16 protein-coding genes are annotated in these 17,104 nt (G+C 64.2%); 9 read left to right on the top strand and 7 right to left on the bottom strand.

Going from position 1 to position 17,104, the window contains the following annotated elements; all coding sequences use genetic code 11:
• The first annotated feature begins 157 nt into the window (after positions 1–157).
• The 5 genes from ABDV78_RS00990 to ABDV78_RS00970 are packed head-to-tail and all read left to right on the top strand — an operon-like array spanning position 158 to position 4,908.
• Positions 158–1,351 carry a glycosyltransferase family 4 protein gene (locus ABDV78_RS00990; RefSeq protein ID WP_343525287.1) on the top strand — a complete coding sequence of 398 codons (1,194 nt, stop codon included), beginning with the start codon at positions 158–160 and terminating at the stop codon, positions 1,349–1,351.
• On the top strand, positions 1,348–1,812 hold the full coding sequence (locus ABDV78_RS00985) for a hypothetical protein (protein ID WP_343525286.1): 465 nt from the start codon (positions 1,348–1,350) through the stop codon (positions 1,810–1,812). Before ABDV78_RS00990 ends, ABDV78_RS00985 begins: the two co-directional genes overlap by 4 nt.
• A complete protein-coding gene (locus tag ABDV78_RS00980) occupies positions 1,809–2,321 on the top strand; it encodes a glycosyltransferase (protein WP_343525285.1) in 513 nt (170 codons plus the stop codon). The genes ABDV78_RS00985 and ABDV78_RS00980 overlap by 4 nt, the downstream gene beginning before the upstream one ends.
• A 5-nt stretch (positions 2,322–2,326) precedes the next feature.
• Positions 2,327–3,529, top strand: coding sequence for a glycosyltransferase family 4 protein (locus ABDV78_RS00975; protein ID WP_343525284.1), 1,203 nt, complete (start codon positions 2,327–2,329; stop codon positions 3,527–3,529).
• Positions 3,481–4,908, top strand: coding sequence for an O-antigen ligase family protein (locus ABDV78_RS00970; protein ID WP_343525283.1), 1,428 nt, complete (start codon positions 3,481–3,483; stop codon positions 4,906–4,908). Before ABDV78_RS00975 ends, ABDV78_RS00970 begins: the two co-directional genes overlap by 49 nt.
• Here the strand turns inward: ABDV78_RS00970 and ABDV78_RS00965 are convergent.
• The 7 genes from ABDV78_RS00965 to ABDV78_RS00935 form a co-directional block, all read right to left on the bottom strand.
• On the bottom strand, positions 4,879–5,550 hold the full coding sequence (locus tag ABDV78_RS00965) for a hypothetical protein (RefSeq protein WP_343525282.1): 672 nt from the start codon (positions 5,548–5,550) through the stop codon (positions 4,879–4,881). The genes ABDV78_RS00970 and ABDV78_RS00965 overlap by 30 nt on opposite strands.
• Positions 5,547–7,700, bottom strand: coding sequence for a polysaccharide biosynthesis tyrosine autokinase (locus ABDV78_RS00960; protein WP_343525281.1), 2,154 nt, complete (start codon positions 7,698–7,700; stop codon positions 5,547–5,549). Before ABDV78_RS00960 ends, ABDV78_RS00965 begins: the two co-directional genes overlap by 4 nt.
• A 34-nt stretch (positions 7,701–7,734) precedes the next feature.
• Positions 7,735–9,042 (bottom strand): outer membrane beta-barrel protein, encoded by a 1,308-nt coding sequence (locus ABDV78_RS00955; protein WP_343525280.1) that lies wholly within the window; start codon positions 9,040–9,042, stop codon positions 7,735–7,737.
• Positions 9,043–9,079: 37 nt separating this feature from the next.
• Positions 9,080–9,589, bottom strand: a complete 510-nt coding sequence (locus ABDV78_RS00950) for a hypothetical protein (RefSeq protein ID WP_343525279.1) — start codon at positions 9,587–9,589, stop codon at positions 9,080–9,082.
• A 71-nt stretch (positions 9,590–9,660) separates the two neighbouring features.
• Positions 9,661–10,224, bottom strand: a complete 564-nt coding sequence (locus ABDV78_RS00945; RefSeq protein ID WP_343525278.1) for a polysaccharide biosynthesis/export family protein — start codon at positions 10,222–10,224, stop codon at positions 9,661–9,663.
• A 137-nt stretch (positions 10,225–10,361) separates the two neighbouring features.
• A complete protein-coding gene (locus ABDV78_RS00940) occupies positions 10,362–11,714 on the bottom strand; it encodes an exopolysaccharide biosynthesis polyprenyl glycosylphosphotransferase (protein ID WP_343525277.1) in 1,353 nt (450 codons plus the stop codon).
• A gap of 321 nt (positions 11,715–12,035) precedes the next feature.
• Positions 12,036–12,383, bottom strand: coding sequence for a hypothetical protein (locus ABDV78_RS00935; RefSeq protein ID WP_343525276.1), 348 nt, complete (start codon positions 12,381–12,383; stop codon positions 12,036–12,038).
• A 271-nt stretch (positions 12,384–12,654) separates the two neighbouring features.
• On the opposite strand from ABDV78_RS00935, the gene ABDV78_RS00930 reads away from it, so the two are divergent.
• The 4 genes from ABDV78_RS00930 (at position 12,655) to ABDV78_RS00915 (ending at position 17,099) form a co-directional block, all read left to right on the top strand.
• Positions 12,655–13,740: an ROK family transcriptional regulator gene (locus tag ABDV78_RS00930; protein WP_343525275.1), complete on the top strand. Its 1,086-nt coding sequence runs from the start codon at positions 12,655–12,657 to the stop codon at positions 13,738–13,740.
• 332 nt (positions 13,741–14,072) lie between these two features.
• Positions 14,073–14,225: a hypothetical protein gene (locus ABDV78_RS00925; protein ID WP_343525274.1), complete on the top strand. Its 153-nt coding sequence runs from the start codon at positions 14,073–14,075 to the stop codon at positions 14,223–14,225.
• Positions 14,218–15,594 (top strand): sugar porter family MFS transporter, encoded by a 1,377-nt coding sequence (locus tag ABDV78_RS00920; RefSeq protein ID WP_343525273.1) that lies wholly within the window; start codon positions 14,218–14,220, stop codon positions 15,592–15,594. Before ABDV78_RS00925 ends, ABDV78_RS00920 begins: the two co-directional genes overlap by 8 nt.
• On the top strand, positions 15,591–17,099 hold the full coding sequence (locus tag ABDV78_RS00915; RefSeq protein ID WP_343525272.1) for a glycoside hydrolase family 32 protein: 1,509 nt from the start codon (positions 15,591–15,593) through the stop codon (positions 17,097–17,099). Before ABDV78_RS00920 ends, ABDV78_RS00915 begins: the two co-directional genes overlap by 4 nt.
• Positions 17,100–17,104: the final 5 nt, after the last annotated feature.

The raw sequence follows: 17,104 nt of genomic DNA, 5'->3' as shown, positions 1-17,104 counted from the left end.
TCGGTCTTGCGAGGGCGTGGCCGGTCGAGGCATGCCGCAATGCACAAGGGGTTCGGGAAGCGGGGGGCGACATGAACAGGGGCAGTGGCGTGCGCACCGTTCGCGGGCGTCTTCATGATGCGTGGGACGGCATGGGTCTTGCCGGATCGGCTGACGCATGACCGCGTGTCGCCGCCTGTTGCTGCTGACCAGCGAGTTCGATCCCTTTCGGGGCGGCATTGGCACCTATGCCCGGGAACTGGCCGCCGCAGCGGCGGCGATGGGGGACGAGGTCGTTGTCTACGCGCCCGACTATGGAGCGGATCAGACGGCGCTCGATGCCGGCTTTCCGTTCGAGGTTATACGCTATCATGGCGGCCCAGCGACGCTCGCAGGATTGCCGGGGCGGGTGCGCAGCGTCGCGGCCCTCATGGCGCGGCGGCGTTTCGACATCGTCCATGCGATCGACTGGCCGTTCTTTCTGCCGCTCCGCATGGCCGTTCTGCGCGAGCGGCTGTTTCGACGAACGACACCGAAAATCCTGCTCACCGTGCACGGTTCGGAAATCATCTACATGCAGGCGCCAAAGCGGCGTGTGATGCTGGACGCCACGGGTTTCTGGCGCAGGGGATGGGCCACGTGGATCGCCAATAGCGACTATACCCGCGAGTTACTGCATCGGGGGCTGCCACGCGTGGCACGGGATGATAGTGTCGCGATCCCTCTGGCGGTGTCCGATCACTGGCTCGAACAGCGTGTCGATCGCGTCGTGGGCCGCGAGCGGATGGGATTGGGCGAGGATAGCTTCGTCATCCTGTCGTTGGGACGTGTCGTGCCGCGTAAAGGGCATGGCGTGATTGCCGAGGCGCTGGCCTCTCTGCCGCCCGAAGTCATGCGTCACTGGAAATGGTGGGTTGTCGGACCTGCGATCGACGAGGATTTCTCGGCCGAATTGCGTAGGAAAGTCGCCGCCCTTCCCATCGAGGTGGAGATCACCGGCCCGCTGCCGTTCGAGGAGGTCCGCCACCGGCTGGCCGCCGCCGATCTGTTCTGCCTCCCGGGCTATCAGGATGAAGGGGGCCGGGTCGAGGGCTTCGGTCTCGTTTTCATCGAGGCCGGCGCGTACGGCGTGCCCGCGCTCGCGACGCGGTCCGGCGGCATTCCCGAGGCTGTGGCGGACGGCGAAAGCGGCCTGCTGGTGGCGGAGCATGATGTCGCGGCGGTGGCCCAAGCATTTGAGCGGCTGGCGGATGACAAAGACCTGCGCGCGCGCCTTTCCAGGGGCGCCAGGCAAAAGGCCGAGGGGATGCGATGGAGCGATGTCGCGGCTCGCACCTATGGCACCGGACAGGCGGGGGAAGGGGAGGCATGATCAGTTTCACGCGGGAAGGGCGCCTCCTGGCCTGCGCCTCGGGCGGCGGTCATTGGATCGAGCTGTTGCGGCTGCACCCGGTGTTCGCCGAATGGGATACCGCCTATGTATCGACCTTCGAAAGCCATTCGGAGGCGGTGCCCGGACGACGCCTCTACACCCTGCCTGATGCGACGCGCTTCGATCTGGCCGCGTTTCCGGTGGTCGCCTGGAAGGCGCTGGGGATCGTCCTGCGCGAACGCCCCTGTGCGGTGGTGACCACCGGGTCGGCGCCGATGCTGTTCATCCTGCTGTTCGCGCGGTTGCTCGGTGCCCGCACGCTGTGGATCGACAGCATCGCTCAGCCGAACGAGCTGGCGACTTCCGCCCGGATCGCCCGGCGCTTCGCGCACAAGGTGGTCGCGCAATGGCCCGAGGCGGCGGCGAAAGACGGCGTCGAGCATTGGGGAGCCGTTCTGTGATCTTCGTATCGGTGGGTTCGCTCCTGGCCTTCGACCGCCTCGTCCAGGCCGCTGACGGATGGGCGGCCGCGAACCCGAACGAGGCGATCCATATCCAGATCGGCGAGGGGCGCTACGAACCGCGTCATGCCCCCTGGTCCCGACTGATGCCGATCACCGAATATCGACGGCTTCTTCAGCAATGCAGCCTGTTCGTCGCGCATGTCGGCATGGGTTCGATCCTGCAGGGGCTGGAGGAACGCAAGCAGATGCTGCTGCTTCCCCGGCTCGCGGCACGGGGCGAGCATACCACCGACCACCAACTGGAAACCGCATCCCGCTTTCGTGGGATGCCGGGGCTGTCGATCGTTGACGACGAACAGGCCCTGCAACGTGAAATGACCCGCCTGCTCGCGGAGCCGTTGCAGGTTGGCGGCGGGATTCCCGACCGCGCTTCCCCCGAATTGCTCGCCAATGTCGGCGCCTTCGTCCGTTCGGCGATGGGCGGCGGTACCGGCCCGAAAGGATGATGATGATGACCGACAAGCGCTATCGTGTAGCCCTGATCCATCCGATCGATCCGCGGGGGGTGAAGGTTGGCGGCATCGAAACCTTCGTCCGCGACTATATCAACCTGCATCCCGAGGACATGGGCATCATGCTGATCGGGGTCGACGGGTTCGGTGACCTGGAACTCGGCAAGGTTCATCGGGTGACGGTGCGCGGGCGCGAGATCGACTTCATGCCCGTCGTGCATATCCCCGATGATGTGAGCAGCGTGCCCAGCGGCGGTTTCTTCAAGGCCGTGCTGTTGCAGCTCATGATGGGGGTGCTGCGCCATTACGCGAAGATCCGGCGCATCCTGAAGAAGGGTCGCTACACGCTCGATTTGCGCCGCATCGAATTGTCCATCCTGCCGGCGCTTTTCGGTGTGCGCAGTGTTCAGATGCTGCATGACGGTGCGACCAAGGACAAGGCGATGAGTTCGCTCCTGAAGCGATTCTGGTGGGTCAAGGTCGCGGCAGAGCGCTTCTCGGTCCGGCAGGCCGGGGCCTTCTACTGCGTCAATCAGGATCTGACCGACCGGCTGAAGGCGACCTACCCACGTCATGCCCACAAGCTCGGTACGCTGCCGACATGGGCGAACCCCAATATCTTTCGGCGGCGGCCGTTCCGTATGGATGGGCCGATCAACGTGATCTTCACGGGGCGGCTCGACCTGTTCAAGCGCCCCGACCTGATGTTCGCGACGATCGCCGAGGCCCATAAGTTGTCCGATCAGGTTCGCTTCCATTATGTCGGCGACGGCGATCCTGAGGCGTTCCCGGAATTCGCCCCGATCCGGGACATCACCACCCGTCATGGGCGCAAGACCAGCGAGGAAATCGCCGAACTGCTGGGTGACATGCATATCTGCATCCTCACATCGGATTTTGAAGGCATGCCGCGCGTCGTGATGGAAAGCCTGACCGTTGGTCGGCCGGTCGTCGCCCTGCACCTGCCGCAGCTTGAAGTGGTGGTTCGCGATGGCGTCAGCGGCTATCTCATCCCGCGTGGCGAGGAGCAGACACGGCTTCACGCCCGGCGTCTGATCGACACATATCGCGCGATTGAGACAGGTGAGATCACGCCCGATGGCGTTGCAGCCTTGGTGGAGCCGTTCGGTGCGGCTACGCTGCTCGGCAAATTGTGGCGCGATCACCGCGTGCTGCAAGGGCTGGAAACACGCGCCGCCTGATCGACGCTCGCACGCGTCCTGGGCTGGGAGGGACTGGGGTGGAACGCGCGACGACGGCATTGGATTCGAAAGAGGCGGGTCTGGCGGCCCTCTTGCTGCCTCTGCTCCTGTTCGCTGAACAATTGGCGCTGGGCGTGGACGGCGCCCTGTTGGCGGCAATGGCGGCGAGCGGAGAAATCCTGCTAACCTTGTTCTTCCTGCCGATGCTGATGCCGGATAGTCGCTTCTGGCGAAGGGCTTGGCCGGTTATCGCCCTGATGATGGCGATCCTGGCCTGGCTTGCCCAGCCGGTGGTGTGGCCCGGATTCTGGCCCGCTCGCGCGCGGCTGCAACTGGTGCCCGACCTTGCGTTGTCCGGTCTGGTCCGCGTCATGGGCGGCTTTGCACTTCTATTGGCGGCAGGCTGGCTCGGCTATCGTTATGGCATGATCCGGCGTGCGCTCGGCTGGATGATCGCCTTCGGTACGGTGGCTATCATCATCGGCCTGGTCCTGCGCCAGATCGATGCGGGCAGCGTGTGGGGTCTGTCCAAGGGTCTTCATGCCGACCGTTTTTCGGGGACGATGCTCAATGCCAATGCCCATGGCTGCCTGTCGGGAATGCTGGTGCTGTTGGCGACGGGTTATGCGATGGATGGCTTGGGCCGGATCGATCCGGTCAATCCGCGCTGGGCCAGCGTGGCCTGTTCGGCGCTGGCGGCGGTCATCGGCCTGGGAAGCTGTGCGATCAGCGGGTCGCGCACCGCCCTGATCGCAACCCTGGTACTGGCGGTCCTGATGGTTGCGGCGACGCCGATTCGGGCAGAGCGAAAGCGTGGTCGCGCGGCGCTGATCGGCCTCATTCTGTTGGCCATCATGTTACTTGTGGTGATGATCGGCGATGCGACGCTGGATCGCGTTTATCGCGCGGAGGCGGACATCACCGATCGCCATATGATCTGGGCGCATTACTGGTTTGCGATCCAGCCCGCGTTGATGACCGGCTATGGGCTTTTGTCTTTCGACCAACTCAACATGCTGGCGATGCGCGATCCTTTTTCAGCCGCCAACTTCTGGTATATTCACTCGCCTCATAATTGGGCGCTGCGACTGTTCATGACCGGCGGCCTTCCCTATGCCATGCTGCTGATAGTCCTCGTGGCCGCACTTCTGTCGCCAGTCAGCCGGTTTTATGCGCCATGGGTGGTCGTCCAGAACGGTAGGAACGGCAATCGGGGCAGGCCCTTGTCTCTGGGCATGCTGGCGGCGGCCCTGCTCTCGGTGATCTGCGGATGGACTGATATTGCGCTTGACGTACCAGTCGTCATCGCGACGACTACGGTGCTCGTTGCGATGTTGTGGGGGCAGGCGTTACGGCGCGCCGACGACGGCGACCGTTGAACGTGCCCGTGCCTCGTTAAACCGCTGCTGGGCACGGTGATATGCGCGCAGCTTGTCCGGCGCGAAACCAACGATGCTGCGGATGAGGATGGACTGCCGAGCGGACAGAGAACCCATCCATGACGCCTCCATCATGACGGCATTCCGCACGCGGACCGGCAGTCGCGGCCAGGCCTCAAGCCCGACACGAAGCCGCCATGTGGAGGCCGTATCGAGATAGGGCGCGCAGTCAAAGCTCCGGTCCAGGGCGGCGATCGTCGGGTGTGCCGTCGCGCCGTAACGCACTAGCTGCCGGAAAATATCGGCCGCGCAGAACTGGCCCCAGTGCGAGCGTGCGGTCTCGAGCGGCGTCAGATACCGATCGGCAAGATCGAGATAGCGACCGCGCGCCGCCGGGTCTGCGGTTTCCGCCGCAAGCCGCGTTGCCAATGCTCCATAGGCGAGCGCAGCGCGCGGGGGGATCGCGGCGGGCGGTGGGGGATCGGTCCACCGGGTCGCTCCAGCGGCCAAGCCCCCAGCCCTTGCGATCGCCCATTCGTGGCCAAGATTGTAGAAGGACAGCCCGAGCGCACCGCTGAGGATACAGCCCACACCCAGGCGGGCCATCCGCCCGGGGCGGCGCTCCAGAGGCGGGCCACTCATTCCTCGGGCGTGTAATATTTGGCGTATTTACGCGAGTAATAGAGAGCGCCGTAGATCTCGGACGAGGCATCGACCATCGTGTAGATCGCGCCGACAATATTCGCCTTGTCGTGCCGCAATATGTCCAGCGCCGTCTTCACGGCATTTCGGGGCGTCGCGTTCCACTTGACCGCGAGCATTACGGCATCGGCATAAGTCACGATGACGCGCGCGTCGGCCACACCCAACAGCGGCGGGGTGTCGATCACCACATGATCATAACGCTCGCGCGCCAGATCCAGCAATGGTGCCATCGCCGCATTGCTGAACAGATCCTCGGGCGTGAACGTGGACTTGGCGACCGGCAGGATATCGACCACGCTGCCCGCCTCGGTCACGATCGCCTGATCCAGCGTGGCCTCGCCGCGCAGCACCTCGACCAGGCCCATGGTCGGCGAGAAGCCTGCGATATCGGCGATCGTCGCCCGGCGGATATCGGCGTCGATCAAGAGAACGCGCTCCCCCGCCAGCGCCATGACCCGTGCCAATGACAGAGAGGACGTCGTCTTGCCTTCGTCGGGCAAAGTTGAGGTGATGGCGATGACCCTGTGTGCCTGCGCATCGCCGAGCGACAAATAGCGCCGCAAGCCTCGGAACGCTTCGGCGAAGAAACCCATCGGACGAATATTGACCTGGTCGGCCGCGAGTCCCTGGCTCGACCGGACTCGCGGGATCGATGCCGCCACGTCGAACCCCAGTCGGCGTACATCGGCAACGGTCCGCAAGCCGGAGGTCAGCAACTCCTGCGCACCACCTACGCCGATCCCCGCGACCAGCGCGAACAACAGCCCTGCCGCGAGCAACTGGCCGCGCTTGGGCTTGCTGGGCCGCGCGGGCGGGGTGGCCGCCTCGATGATCTGCGCCTGGCTGAGCGAACTGCTGGCCATCTGGTTGACCGACTGCGCCTGCGTTGCGATGCGGTTGTAATTGTCGCGGGAGATTTCGGCCTTGCGCTTCAGCGTTTCGGCCTGAGCCGAGGAGCGGATGTCGGCCGATTGCTGCGAACGCAGCCGCGACAGGTCGGAACGCAGGCTTGCGGCGCGGGCGGAGGCGGCATTCGCTTCGCTCTCCAGGCCACCGACGACCCGGTTGGCCTCCTCGGCGATCTGCTTGTCCTGTGCTTCGATCTGCTGGGCGATCTTGATGGATTCGGGGTGGCGCGGGCCATAGCGGGTTGCGATCTCGCCCTGCTCCGCGGCGAGTTGCGCGCGCTGCGCCCGCAAATTGCGGATCACTTCCGAGTTGAGGACCGCCGAAACTGCGTCGATACCGCCGCCCCGGATCTGGGCACGGGCGATCGCCAGCTTGGAACGCGCCGCCGCAGCTTCCGACTCCGCCGTCGCAAGCTGTGACGCCAGCGGAGCGATCTGCTGATCGGTGACCGATTGCGCGCCTGAAGCGACATCGACGATCCCCGCCTGGGCCCGGTACTGGGCCAGTTGCTGATCCGCCTCTGCCGCCTGGCCGCTCAGGGTGCGCAGCCGTTCGTCGAGAAAGCGACCCTGGCGTTCTGCGGTGCCGGAGCGGCGTCCGACGGTATATTCGATATACTGGTCCGCCCACGCATTGGCGATCCGTGCCGCCTTGTCGGCATTGGTCGACTCGATGGCGATCTCGACGATATAGGTTGATTTCTCGCGCTCGGCGGTCATCGCCCTGAGCAGACGCGCCGCCACCTGGTTTTCCATGTCCTCCCGCTGCGCTTCGGTGGGTTTGGCGGGCATGGAAAGCCCGGCAGTGAACTCCTTGTCGTCAAACAGGTTCAGCTTGCGCACGACGGCCCGTGCGATCTCGATCGAGCGCATCACGCCGACTTCGGTATCGACGATCGACTGGTCGGGCATGCCCACAGGCTGGTCGCTCAACTGGCCCATCGCGGCGCTTCGCGACGGATCGATACGGACACGCGCGGCGGCTTCGAAACGCGGCGTCATCATGAACACGATGGCGATCGCGGCCGCGAAGATGACCGCCGCGATCAGCGCCATCGTCCGCCAGCGTCGCCTGACGATGCCCAGCGCGCCGTGAATGGCGGAGGACAGTGTGTCGCCGTCCGCTGGTCCCTGGCCATTTTGTGAAGGGCGAAGCGGGCCGGTTGCTATCGCGTCCATGTCGTCTTTGTCCTTTAAGCCTACTGTCGAGCGATCAGCGGTGAATGATGATGCCCAGCAATCCGCGCATTTCGTCCAGGCTGGGGCCGGTTGCCACGCTGTTGCTCGACCGGCGGGAATAGCCGACGGATGCGTCGAGCCCGATGAGATTGTTGACCATGTAGCGCGCGCCACCTGTCGTCCGCAGGATCGTCGCGCGACCGTCGATGCCGATGAACACGTCGCGCTCATAATCGACGGCTGCGTTCAGCAGCAGGTTGCGCAGCAATTCATGGTCGATACGCAGCGTGACGCCGTTGTTGAAGTATCCGCTGGTGGTCGCAATCACGGCGTCCTCCACCTCGCGACGGGCGGCCAGCGACACGGTGGTCATCTTGGACGGGAAATATTCCAGCCGCGCGTTGACGGACAGGCCCCCGATGTTCCTGTAGACGGGCGAGTCGTAATTGCGGTCAGTGTAGCCGACGCCCACGCTGCCACGGACGAGTGCGGAAATATCCAGGCTGATGCCGGTCAGGATCCGCAGATCGCGCGAGTTGCGGTTCGGCGCGCCGGTCGCCAGCGGCGTCTTGTAATGGGTGCGGACGCCGACGACCTGCACGAACAGGCCCGCATCGGGCATCAATCCATATTCGACGTGACCGATCGCACGCGTGATGTCGCGATTGCGGTCAGTCTGCGCGATCACGACATTGCTGAAATTGGTGACCGGCTGGTAATCGAAGACCGAATGATCGCCCGAAAAGACAAGGCGCACGCGCGACAGGCGGCTTTCGCTCGACCCGCGGAAGGTCGTGACCTGGGCCGGTACCGACGACCGGATATTGTTCAGCGACGCCCCGGAAAACTGGCTTTCGTAGATCCGCGAAGTTCGGACGCCCAGCGACAGGAAATCGTCGGCGTCGACATCGATCCGACCATCGGTGCCGAGCGACCAGGCATCTTCGTTGCGCGGCGCGGCCGAAGAGAAACGTTTTAGACCGGCCGATGCGTCGACTGACAGGCTGTGTACCGACCAGTCCGAAACCGCGCGTACCGACGGCGCGATCAGGACGAAGCCGTCCGAGGTCTTTTCGGTCGGCACCTGGTAGACGTTGCTGTTGAAGCCCACGCTCGTGGCCAGGCTGGGCAGGACCGTGAACGAGCCCGCCTTCAGCCCGATCGGATCGAAGGCGGTGCGAGGACGATCCAGGACGCTTTCGTTGCGCCCGCGATTATAATCGAACGGGACGATGGTGTCGAAGACGCTTGCCGTGATCGTCTGGGCGGCCGCCGCCGACGGAAGAGCGGACAGTCCGCCCCAAAGGGCCAGCGCCGCCATATTGGTTCTGCGGAACATCATATCCCCCGTTCCCTGAGCCTGTCGGCCGCGCCCCTGATCAGGACGTCGGCCGCGAATAGTTATTGGAGCCGCCTCCGCTGACCGTAGGACCGGTACTCAGGGCGGGTGCGACACCTTGGGACGTGACCGATTGCTGCGTGACAGGCGCGGCGTTGGCGGTCGTGCCGCCAGTACCGCTCGTTCCGGCCAGGCTCTGATAATTGCCGATCATGCTGCCCAGCGCGGCAGTCAGCGCGCGGCTGGCGTTCGGTCGTGCCCGTTGAAGCGCCTGCAGGGCCGCCAGTACGACATTGGCGGGCGCCTGTGCCTGATCGACCGCAAAGGCGATCGCGCCCTGATAGGCGTCGATGCTGCCATCGGTCGGAACCGAGGCGAGCTGCGTCTCGATCGCGGCGATCAGGTTCGCGACCGCCTGCGGATCGGGCGTGGAGCTTTGGACGGGGGCGGTCTGGCCTGCGGCGAACATTGCCGTCGCCTGCGCGCCCAATGCCGTTCCGATCAGGCCGGCGACGCCAGCCGCGATCGTCTTCACCATCGTCTTTCTCATGGTTTCTCGCTCCTCGTTGCTGGTCTGCGGCGCGTCTGGGCCAAGGCCCCGCTGATGATCAGATATCCGCATCAGAAATACCGTTCGCCGATGCGGATCGTGTCGCCCGGTGCGACGGTCACGTCGGCACTCAGCTTCACTTCCTTTTCCTCGGCTTCACCCGCATGCTTGATGAAGACCTTTTTCTTGTTCGCGCGGTAGGTGAAGCCCTCCGCACGCGCGACGGCGTTCATCACGGTCAGCCCGCTGGCATAGGGATATTCGCCCGGCTTGCTGACTTCGCCCAGGATGTAGAAGGGACGATAGGTCAGCACGTCCATGCTGACGCGCGGATCGCGCAGATAGCCATCGGCCAGACGGCGCTGGATTTCGGCCGTCACCTCGCCGGCGCTGCGCCCCGTCGCCGCGACGTCGCCGATCAACGGCAATGACAATTGGCCGCCGTCGCCCACGATAAACTCCCCCGACAAGGTCGGTTCATTGAACACGATGATACGGACCTTGTCCGCCGTGCCCAGACGATAGCTGTCGGGACTGGCGATCTTTGCGCCTTCGCCCTGTGTGGCGGGTGGCGCGGTGCCGGTCACGCTCTTGGCATGCGCTATCGCGCCGGTCCATGCCCATATCGCCAGCATTGCGGCCTTCCAACATAGACGCAGCGAAGGGGCCATGGTCGATACTCTCTCAACAGGATACGCGGACAGCCCGCGTCGCGGGCGAGCGATGCGTCCGTCCGACGGATCGCGGAATGAAAGGGGAGGACCGCTCATGCTCAATAGGCATTCGGGTGGACGACGACCCGTACCGTGGTCAGCAAAATCCAGAGATCACGCCAGATACTCCAGCCGTTCACATATTCCAGATCGGCCTGGAGGCGATTGATCAGGTCTTCGCGACGATGGGTCGCACCGCGAAAGCCACGAACCTGGGCTAGGCCGGTGAGGCCGGGCTTGCACACATGGCGATGCCAGTAGCGGGCGTCGACTTCCCAGAATAGCTGCTGCCCGGCGAGCGAACCCAGCGCATGGGGACGTGGACCGACGAAGCTCATGCTGCCGCCAAGGATATTTAGCAGTTGCGGCAGTTCGTCGACGCTGGTTGCACGGATGAAGCGGCCGACGCGGGTGATCCGGTTGTCGGTGCGGCCCGCGGAGGTGTTGCCGTTCGCATCGCATCGATCCGTGTACATGCTTCGGAATTTGTACACCGAGAACAGGCGGTTGTTCAGCCCGATGCGCTTCTGCACGAACAGCACCGGCCCCGGGCTGTCCAGCCGGATGAGAAGGGGGATCAGGGTCAGCAGTGGCAGGAACAGGAGGATCATCGGAATGACGATCGCCAGGTCGAGCCCGCGCTTCACGATCTGGTCCCGCGTCCGCAAAGGCCCGGTCGAGATCAGCATGGTCGATATGCCATGGAAGTGCGACGACCCGAGGACACCGATCCGGTCCAGCTCGGGAATGACGATTTCCGCCCGGATGTTGCACCCTTTCAGCATCATCGCCCAGGTGCCGCGACGCTCCGGCGGACAGGTCACCACGACCCGGTCGACGCCGTCGAGCGTGCGGGCCAGTTCGTCCAGCGCCTCTGGATTGTTGCCGGCCAGCTTGCGGCCGATCGGGCCGCCATCCAGGCGCCTTACGGTTTCGGGATAGCGCACGCCGCCTTCATCGCCATCGACGAACAGAACTTCGGTGATCGCGCTGCCGCCCAAAAGGGCTCGGGCCGTATGTCCAAGTGCCGCGCGGCCCAGCACAAGCAGGATCGTACTGGTCACGATCCCCGCCACGAAGACGATGCGCGAGATGTCGGTGGAACTGTGCAGGCAAAAGGCGGTGAGCACGATGATCAGGGCGCTGATCGTCAATCCCATCAAGGCCGAGGGGATGGCACGGATCCATTCGCACAGAATATCGGCATGATAGGCGCGTCCGGCGCACATCAGGTAGAGGGCAAAGGTGATCGCGAACAGGCCAAGACCCTGTGGATCGGCAATGTCGCCGAAACGCAGGAGATTGGCGAACGAAAACCCAGCCGCCAGCGCCCCCGCGTCGATCGCCAGCAACGCCATATAGCAGCGACGACGTATCCGTCGGCGGTTAGACCAGACCGTCGGCGTCGTCATGGCATCAGCCAGCTCATGGACGTGCGCAACATCCATCCAAAAGCCCCCCCGGGAAATTGTGGCGCCTCGCCGTCTCAAAAAAAGAGAACGTGTCGATGCAGAGATTTTTGATAACTCAACAATGAAGGGGCGTCATCGGGACAGGAGGGCAAGGCCTCAATTGTCTCACCGAAGAAACAAACGCATTTTTGGTCAAATTATGGTCGAGAAATCAGGAATTTATTCGATGTGATCCGCCGCCAATTTAGCGGCCATTTCGCAAACTGATCGAAAATGGGACAGCCGCGCTAGCAGGTGCAGCATAATTTCTGGCTACGGGATTTAAGGGCGTTCGCGTTTGGGATTGGCGACGTAAAAGCGGCTATTGTCTACGACGGCAAAGGCGCAGCGCAGCTTCAGGCGGGAAAGGGTGGGGGATGCCTCGATGCGAATCCCCCTTGGCCCGGTCGAGCGCAGGATAAGTTGCCAGGGCTGGATCGCGCAGGCGCTCGCGATACCGGTTTGCAGCTCCCCAACGGTCTGCGCATCCGCGCCGACACGGGCAATCTGTCGGTCCACTGCGTCTTGCGATGGCTGAGCCGTCTGCGAAGCGGCCGGCGTGGAGATCGCCGCCGCGAAACATGCGAGCGCGCCGCTGGAAGCGAAGAGTTTCAGATAGGTCATCGTCATATCCAATGGCATGGCGAACTGCGGTCCTGCGCTCGGGACTCTCGTGCCTGGAGGGCGCGCCGCCGACATCCAAGGATAAGTCGGTTCGGGCGGTTGTCAAAGCACCAATCCCGGCCATGTTTGGCGGCCGGGTGCGGTCGTCCGCATCGCGTCGAAGGTGCCAACCCTGGTCTTGCGTCGGTCTTGGTGTAGATTCTGCGGGAAAACGAGAACCGATATGGGAGCGGATCGGCGCATGCACATGGCGCGCAAGGGCACGAATGCGAGGGGGATGCGGCGCTATAATGAGCGATTGATCCTGTCGGCCATAAGGCGGATGAACGGCGCGTCGAAGGCCGAGTTGGCGCGCGTGACGGGCCTGTCCGCGCAGGCCGTTGCGCGGATCATCGACGAGTTGGAAAGCGAAGCCATGCTGTTCCAGGCCGAAAAGCGGACCGGGGGAATGGGCCAGCCCGCGACGGTGTACCGCATCAACGGCGCGCGGGGCTATACGGTTGGCGTCGAGATCGGCCGTGAGGCGATGACGATGGTGCTGCTCGACTTCGACGGACAGCAACAGGCGCTGCAATGTTACACCGGCACCTTTCCGACGATAGATCTCGCCATTGAGCGCATCGATCGCTTCCTGGAGGAGCAGTTACCAGCACTGATGCGCGAGGCGCGGACCTTCTTGGGCATCGGCATCGCCATGCCATGGTTCCTCGGCGAGTGGCGCGACGAGTTGGGCATTTCGGAACAGCAGGCGGAGGAATGGCGGCGCGCCGATGTCGCCGACCAATTGCGCGCCGGGCTGAACTGGCCGACCTTTTTCGACAATGACGGCAATGCCGCGGCATTGGCGCATCTGCTCTGCGGGGCGGGGGTGTATCTCCAGAATTATCTGCTGATCCATCTCGGCACCTTTGTCGGCGGAGGGCTGGTATTGGGTGGGCAGGTCTTTCAGGGGCGGCACGGCAATGCGGGTGCCTTGGCATCGATGCCGGTGATGGCCGAAGGTCGTCGCGACGCGCTGATCCATCACGCATCGCTTTATGATCGCGACCGCGCGGCAACACCTGCGAAACTGGCGGCGTGGCGCGACCGTTGCGCGCAGGCGCTGGCCTTTGCGATTGCGGGGGCGAACAGCCTGCTCGATCTCGAGGCGGTGATTCTAGACGGATGCCTGGAGGCTGGCGAACTCGCCGATATCGGAGCGGCGGTGGAGACTCATCTGGCGGTCAATGCCCCACCGGATTTCTTCCCGCCGGACCTTCGTATCGGAGCGCTGGGAAAGCGGGCGACTGCGATCGGGGCGGGCCTGCTTCCTTTACATGCGCAATATTCGCCTGATCTCACTAGCTTGTTTAAGCGTGAATGAGGAAAGGCCGATATCCGTTCGCGGCAGCGACAAAATGATAGTTCGGCAGGTCCTTGCGCTGCCAGCGTGAACCGTCCTTGACCCACTAAATCACATTTGTAGATTTAGTCATGGCGACCGGGTAAAGCGGCGAGAACGGGAGATGGGTGCGTGGCGAGGGATATGCTGGGATCAGGCCCTCCAGGGGGCGGTTCGTGATCGATCCACTATTGCAAGGTGGCACGGGGGCCGGAGCTACCAAGTCTTCCTGCGCCGTCACCGATCGGGACGGGCGCACCCTCGCGGGCGCGTGGATCGCGATCACGAGGCCAGCAGAGATGCAGGCCGTTGCGATGGACGACGATATCATCGTGCCGAGCGCGGGAGCCTCGGCGGGGCTGACCGGCGTGCTGGCGCTCGCCTGTCGCAGTGCGCCCCATCAATGGCCGACGCACTGGCGTTCGGTAGAACCCTTTCAGACGATCGAGGAGACAGTCGATGCATAGCATCGCGACGCCGGGTATCCGGCACGATGGAGACGATGCGCGGGCGACCGTCGCGATCATATTGAGCGCGGCCGGGGCGGCGCTTGGCGGTTTGCTGTTCGGGTTCGATACCGCCGTGATCTCCGGCGCTACCCAGGCCTTGCAGGCGCGGTTTGCGCTGACCGATGCGTCGCTGGGTTTCACCGTCGCCTCGGCGTTGATCGGCACCGTCATCGGTTCGCTGGTCACGGGCGCACCCGCGGACCGTTATGGCCGCAAGGCCATCATGCTGTCGGTCGCGATCGCCTATGTCGTGTCGTCGCTCGGCACCGCGCTGGCGGAAAGCTGGCCGATCCTGATCGGCTTCCGGTTCCTGGGTGGTCTTGCCATCGGCGCGGCATCGGTGGTGACCCCGATCTATATCGCCGAAGTCTCGCCCGCGAAGTTCCGCGGCCGTCTGGTCGCGATGAACCAGCTCAACATCGTGCTCGGCATCCTCATCGCGTTCCTCAGCAACTATCTGATCGCGCAGGCGCTGCCGCCTGAGGCCGCATGGCGATGGATGTTCGGGATCGTCGCGGTACCGTCGGCACTCTTCCTTGCGGTGACTTTCGTCCTGCCCGAAAGCCCGCGCTGGCTTGCCGTAAAGGGCGACCGGGCCAGGGCGGCGGCGGTGATGACCCGGCTGGGCTTTGTCGATCCGCAGGCCGAACTGGTGCGGATCGAGGCGGCGGAACACCGCGACGCGGGGCAGGCCGACGCTCGGCTGTTCACGACGGCGTACAGCTTCCCGGTCGCCTGTGCGATCGCCATCGCGCTGTTCAATCAGCTCTCGGGCATCAACGCGCTGCTCTATTATGCGCCACGTATCTTCGAACTGGCGGGCGCGGGAGCGGACAGTGCGCTGCTCCAGTCGATCGCGGTCGGTGGCACCAATCTGCTTTTCACGGTCGCGGCGCTGTTCTTCATCGACCGGTTCGGGCGCAAGCCGCTATTGTTCGTCGGCTCGATCGTCTGCGCCGCCGCGCTGCTGCTGGTCGGATGGCAGCTTGAGCGCAGCGCTCCCAACGGGACGTTGATCCTGGGCGGATTGCTCGCCTTCATCGCCGCCTTCGCGATCAGCCAGGGCGCGGTGATCTGGGTGTTCATTTCCGAGGTTTTCCCCAGCACGGTGCGCGGCAAGGGGCAGGCGCTGGGCTCGACCACCCATTGGGTCGCGGCGGCGGCGATCACCTGGCTGTTCCCGATCGTCGCAAGCGCGGTCGGCGGATGGGTCTTCGCTTTCTTCGGCGCGATGATGCTGTTGCAGTTGATCTGGACGATCCGGGTCATGCCGGAAACCAATGGCGTCGCGCTGGAGGACATGAACCTGCAGGGCAGGGCGGCATGAAGACCATGACCCTGCTCGCCATGGCCGGGGCTGTTCTGGCGACCGGCGCGTCGGCACAGCGGCCCGACCCGCGTCCGGCCTTCCACTTCGCGCCGCAGCGCAACTGGATGAACGATCCGAATGGGCTCGTCTATTATGACGGCGAGTATCACCTGTTCTACCAATATAACCCGCATGGCGATCGCTGGGGCCATATGAGTTGGGGCCATGCGGTCAGCCGCGACCTGGTCCATTGGGAGGAACTGCCGGTCGCCATTCCCGAAACCGCCGACATCATGGCCTTTTCGGGAAGCGCGGTCGTCGACTGGAACAACACGACCGGGTTCGGCCGGAACGGCAAGCCGCCCTTGATCGCGATCTATACCGGCCACAACCCCAAGGCGAAGCTGCAATCCCAGTATCTCGCCTATAGCAATGATCGTGGGCGGAGCTGGACGGTCCATGGCGAGGTGCTGAGCGTCGGTTCGCCCGAATTTCGTGACCCCAAGGTCTTCTGGCACGCGGCCACCAAGCGCTGGGTGATGGTGGCGGTGATGGCGCTGGAGAACCGGGCGGTCCTCTTCACCTCGCCCGACCTGAAGCAATGGCGCTTCGCCAGCAGCTTTGGTCCTGCGGGCGGGCACGGCAAGAACTGGGAATGCCCCGACCTGTTCGAACTGCCGGTCCAGGGCGGGGCGCCCGGCGAAAGGCGCTGGGTGCTCAGCATCAACCTGGGCGACAATGCGATTGGCGGTGGTTCGGGCGGTCAGTATTTCGTCGGGGATTTCGACGGCACACGCTTTACCCTTGTGGCGGGCTGGCCGAGCGATGCGCAGTGGATGGACTATGGCGCGGACTTCTATGCGGCCGTGTCCTGGAACGATCTGCCCAAGGACGATCCCCGTCGCATCTGGATCGGCTGGGCAAATGACTGGCGTTATGCCGAGGCGATCCCGACCTGGCCCGCGCGCGGATTGATGACCGTACCGCGCGAGGTGACGCTCTGGAAGACACCGCTAGGCTATCGTCTCGCTCAGGCACCGGTGCGAGAGGTCGAGCGGCTGCGCGGCACGCGCCAGGACTTTACCGCGACGCTCGGGGAAACGCCGTTAGACCTGCCGATCGCGGGCGGCTCGGCCGACCTTATGGTCGATCTGGACACCGGCAGCGCGGATCAGGTTACGATCGCGCTGACCGACGAACAGGGATATCAGACGCTGATCGGCGTCAATCCTGGCGTGGATGAGCTGTTCGTCGACCGCACCCGCTCGGGGCCGCATTTCCATGACGGTTTCCCCGCCCGCCATATCGCCCCGGTCGATATGAAAGGAAAGCGGGTACGGCTGCGTGTGCTGGCCGATCAGTCGATCCTCGAAGTCTATGCCGCTGATGGTACGCGGACGATCACCGACCGCTTCTTTCGCGGTGGTGGCCAGCTGCGTTGGAGCGCCAGCGCGCGCGGCGGGTCGGCTCGTCTTAGCCTACAGGCATGGCCCATGGCCGACGCGACGAAGGATACACGCTGACATGA

The organism is Sphingomonas sp. (assembly GCF_039594485.1).
Lineage (GTDB): Bacteria > Pseudomonadota > Alphaproteobacteria > Sphingomonadales > Sphingomonadaceae > Sphingomonas.
Note: the sequence above shows the minus strand (reverse complement) of the source record. Positions and strands in the feature narration are given on the sequence as shown.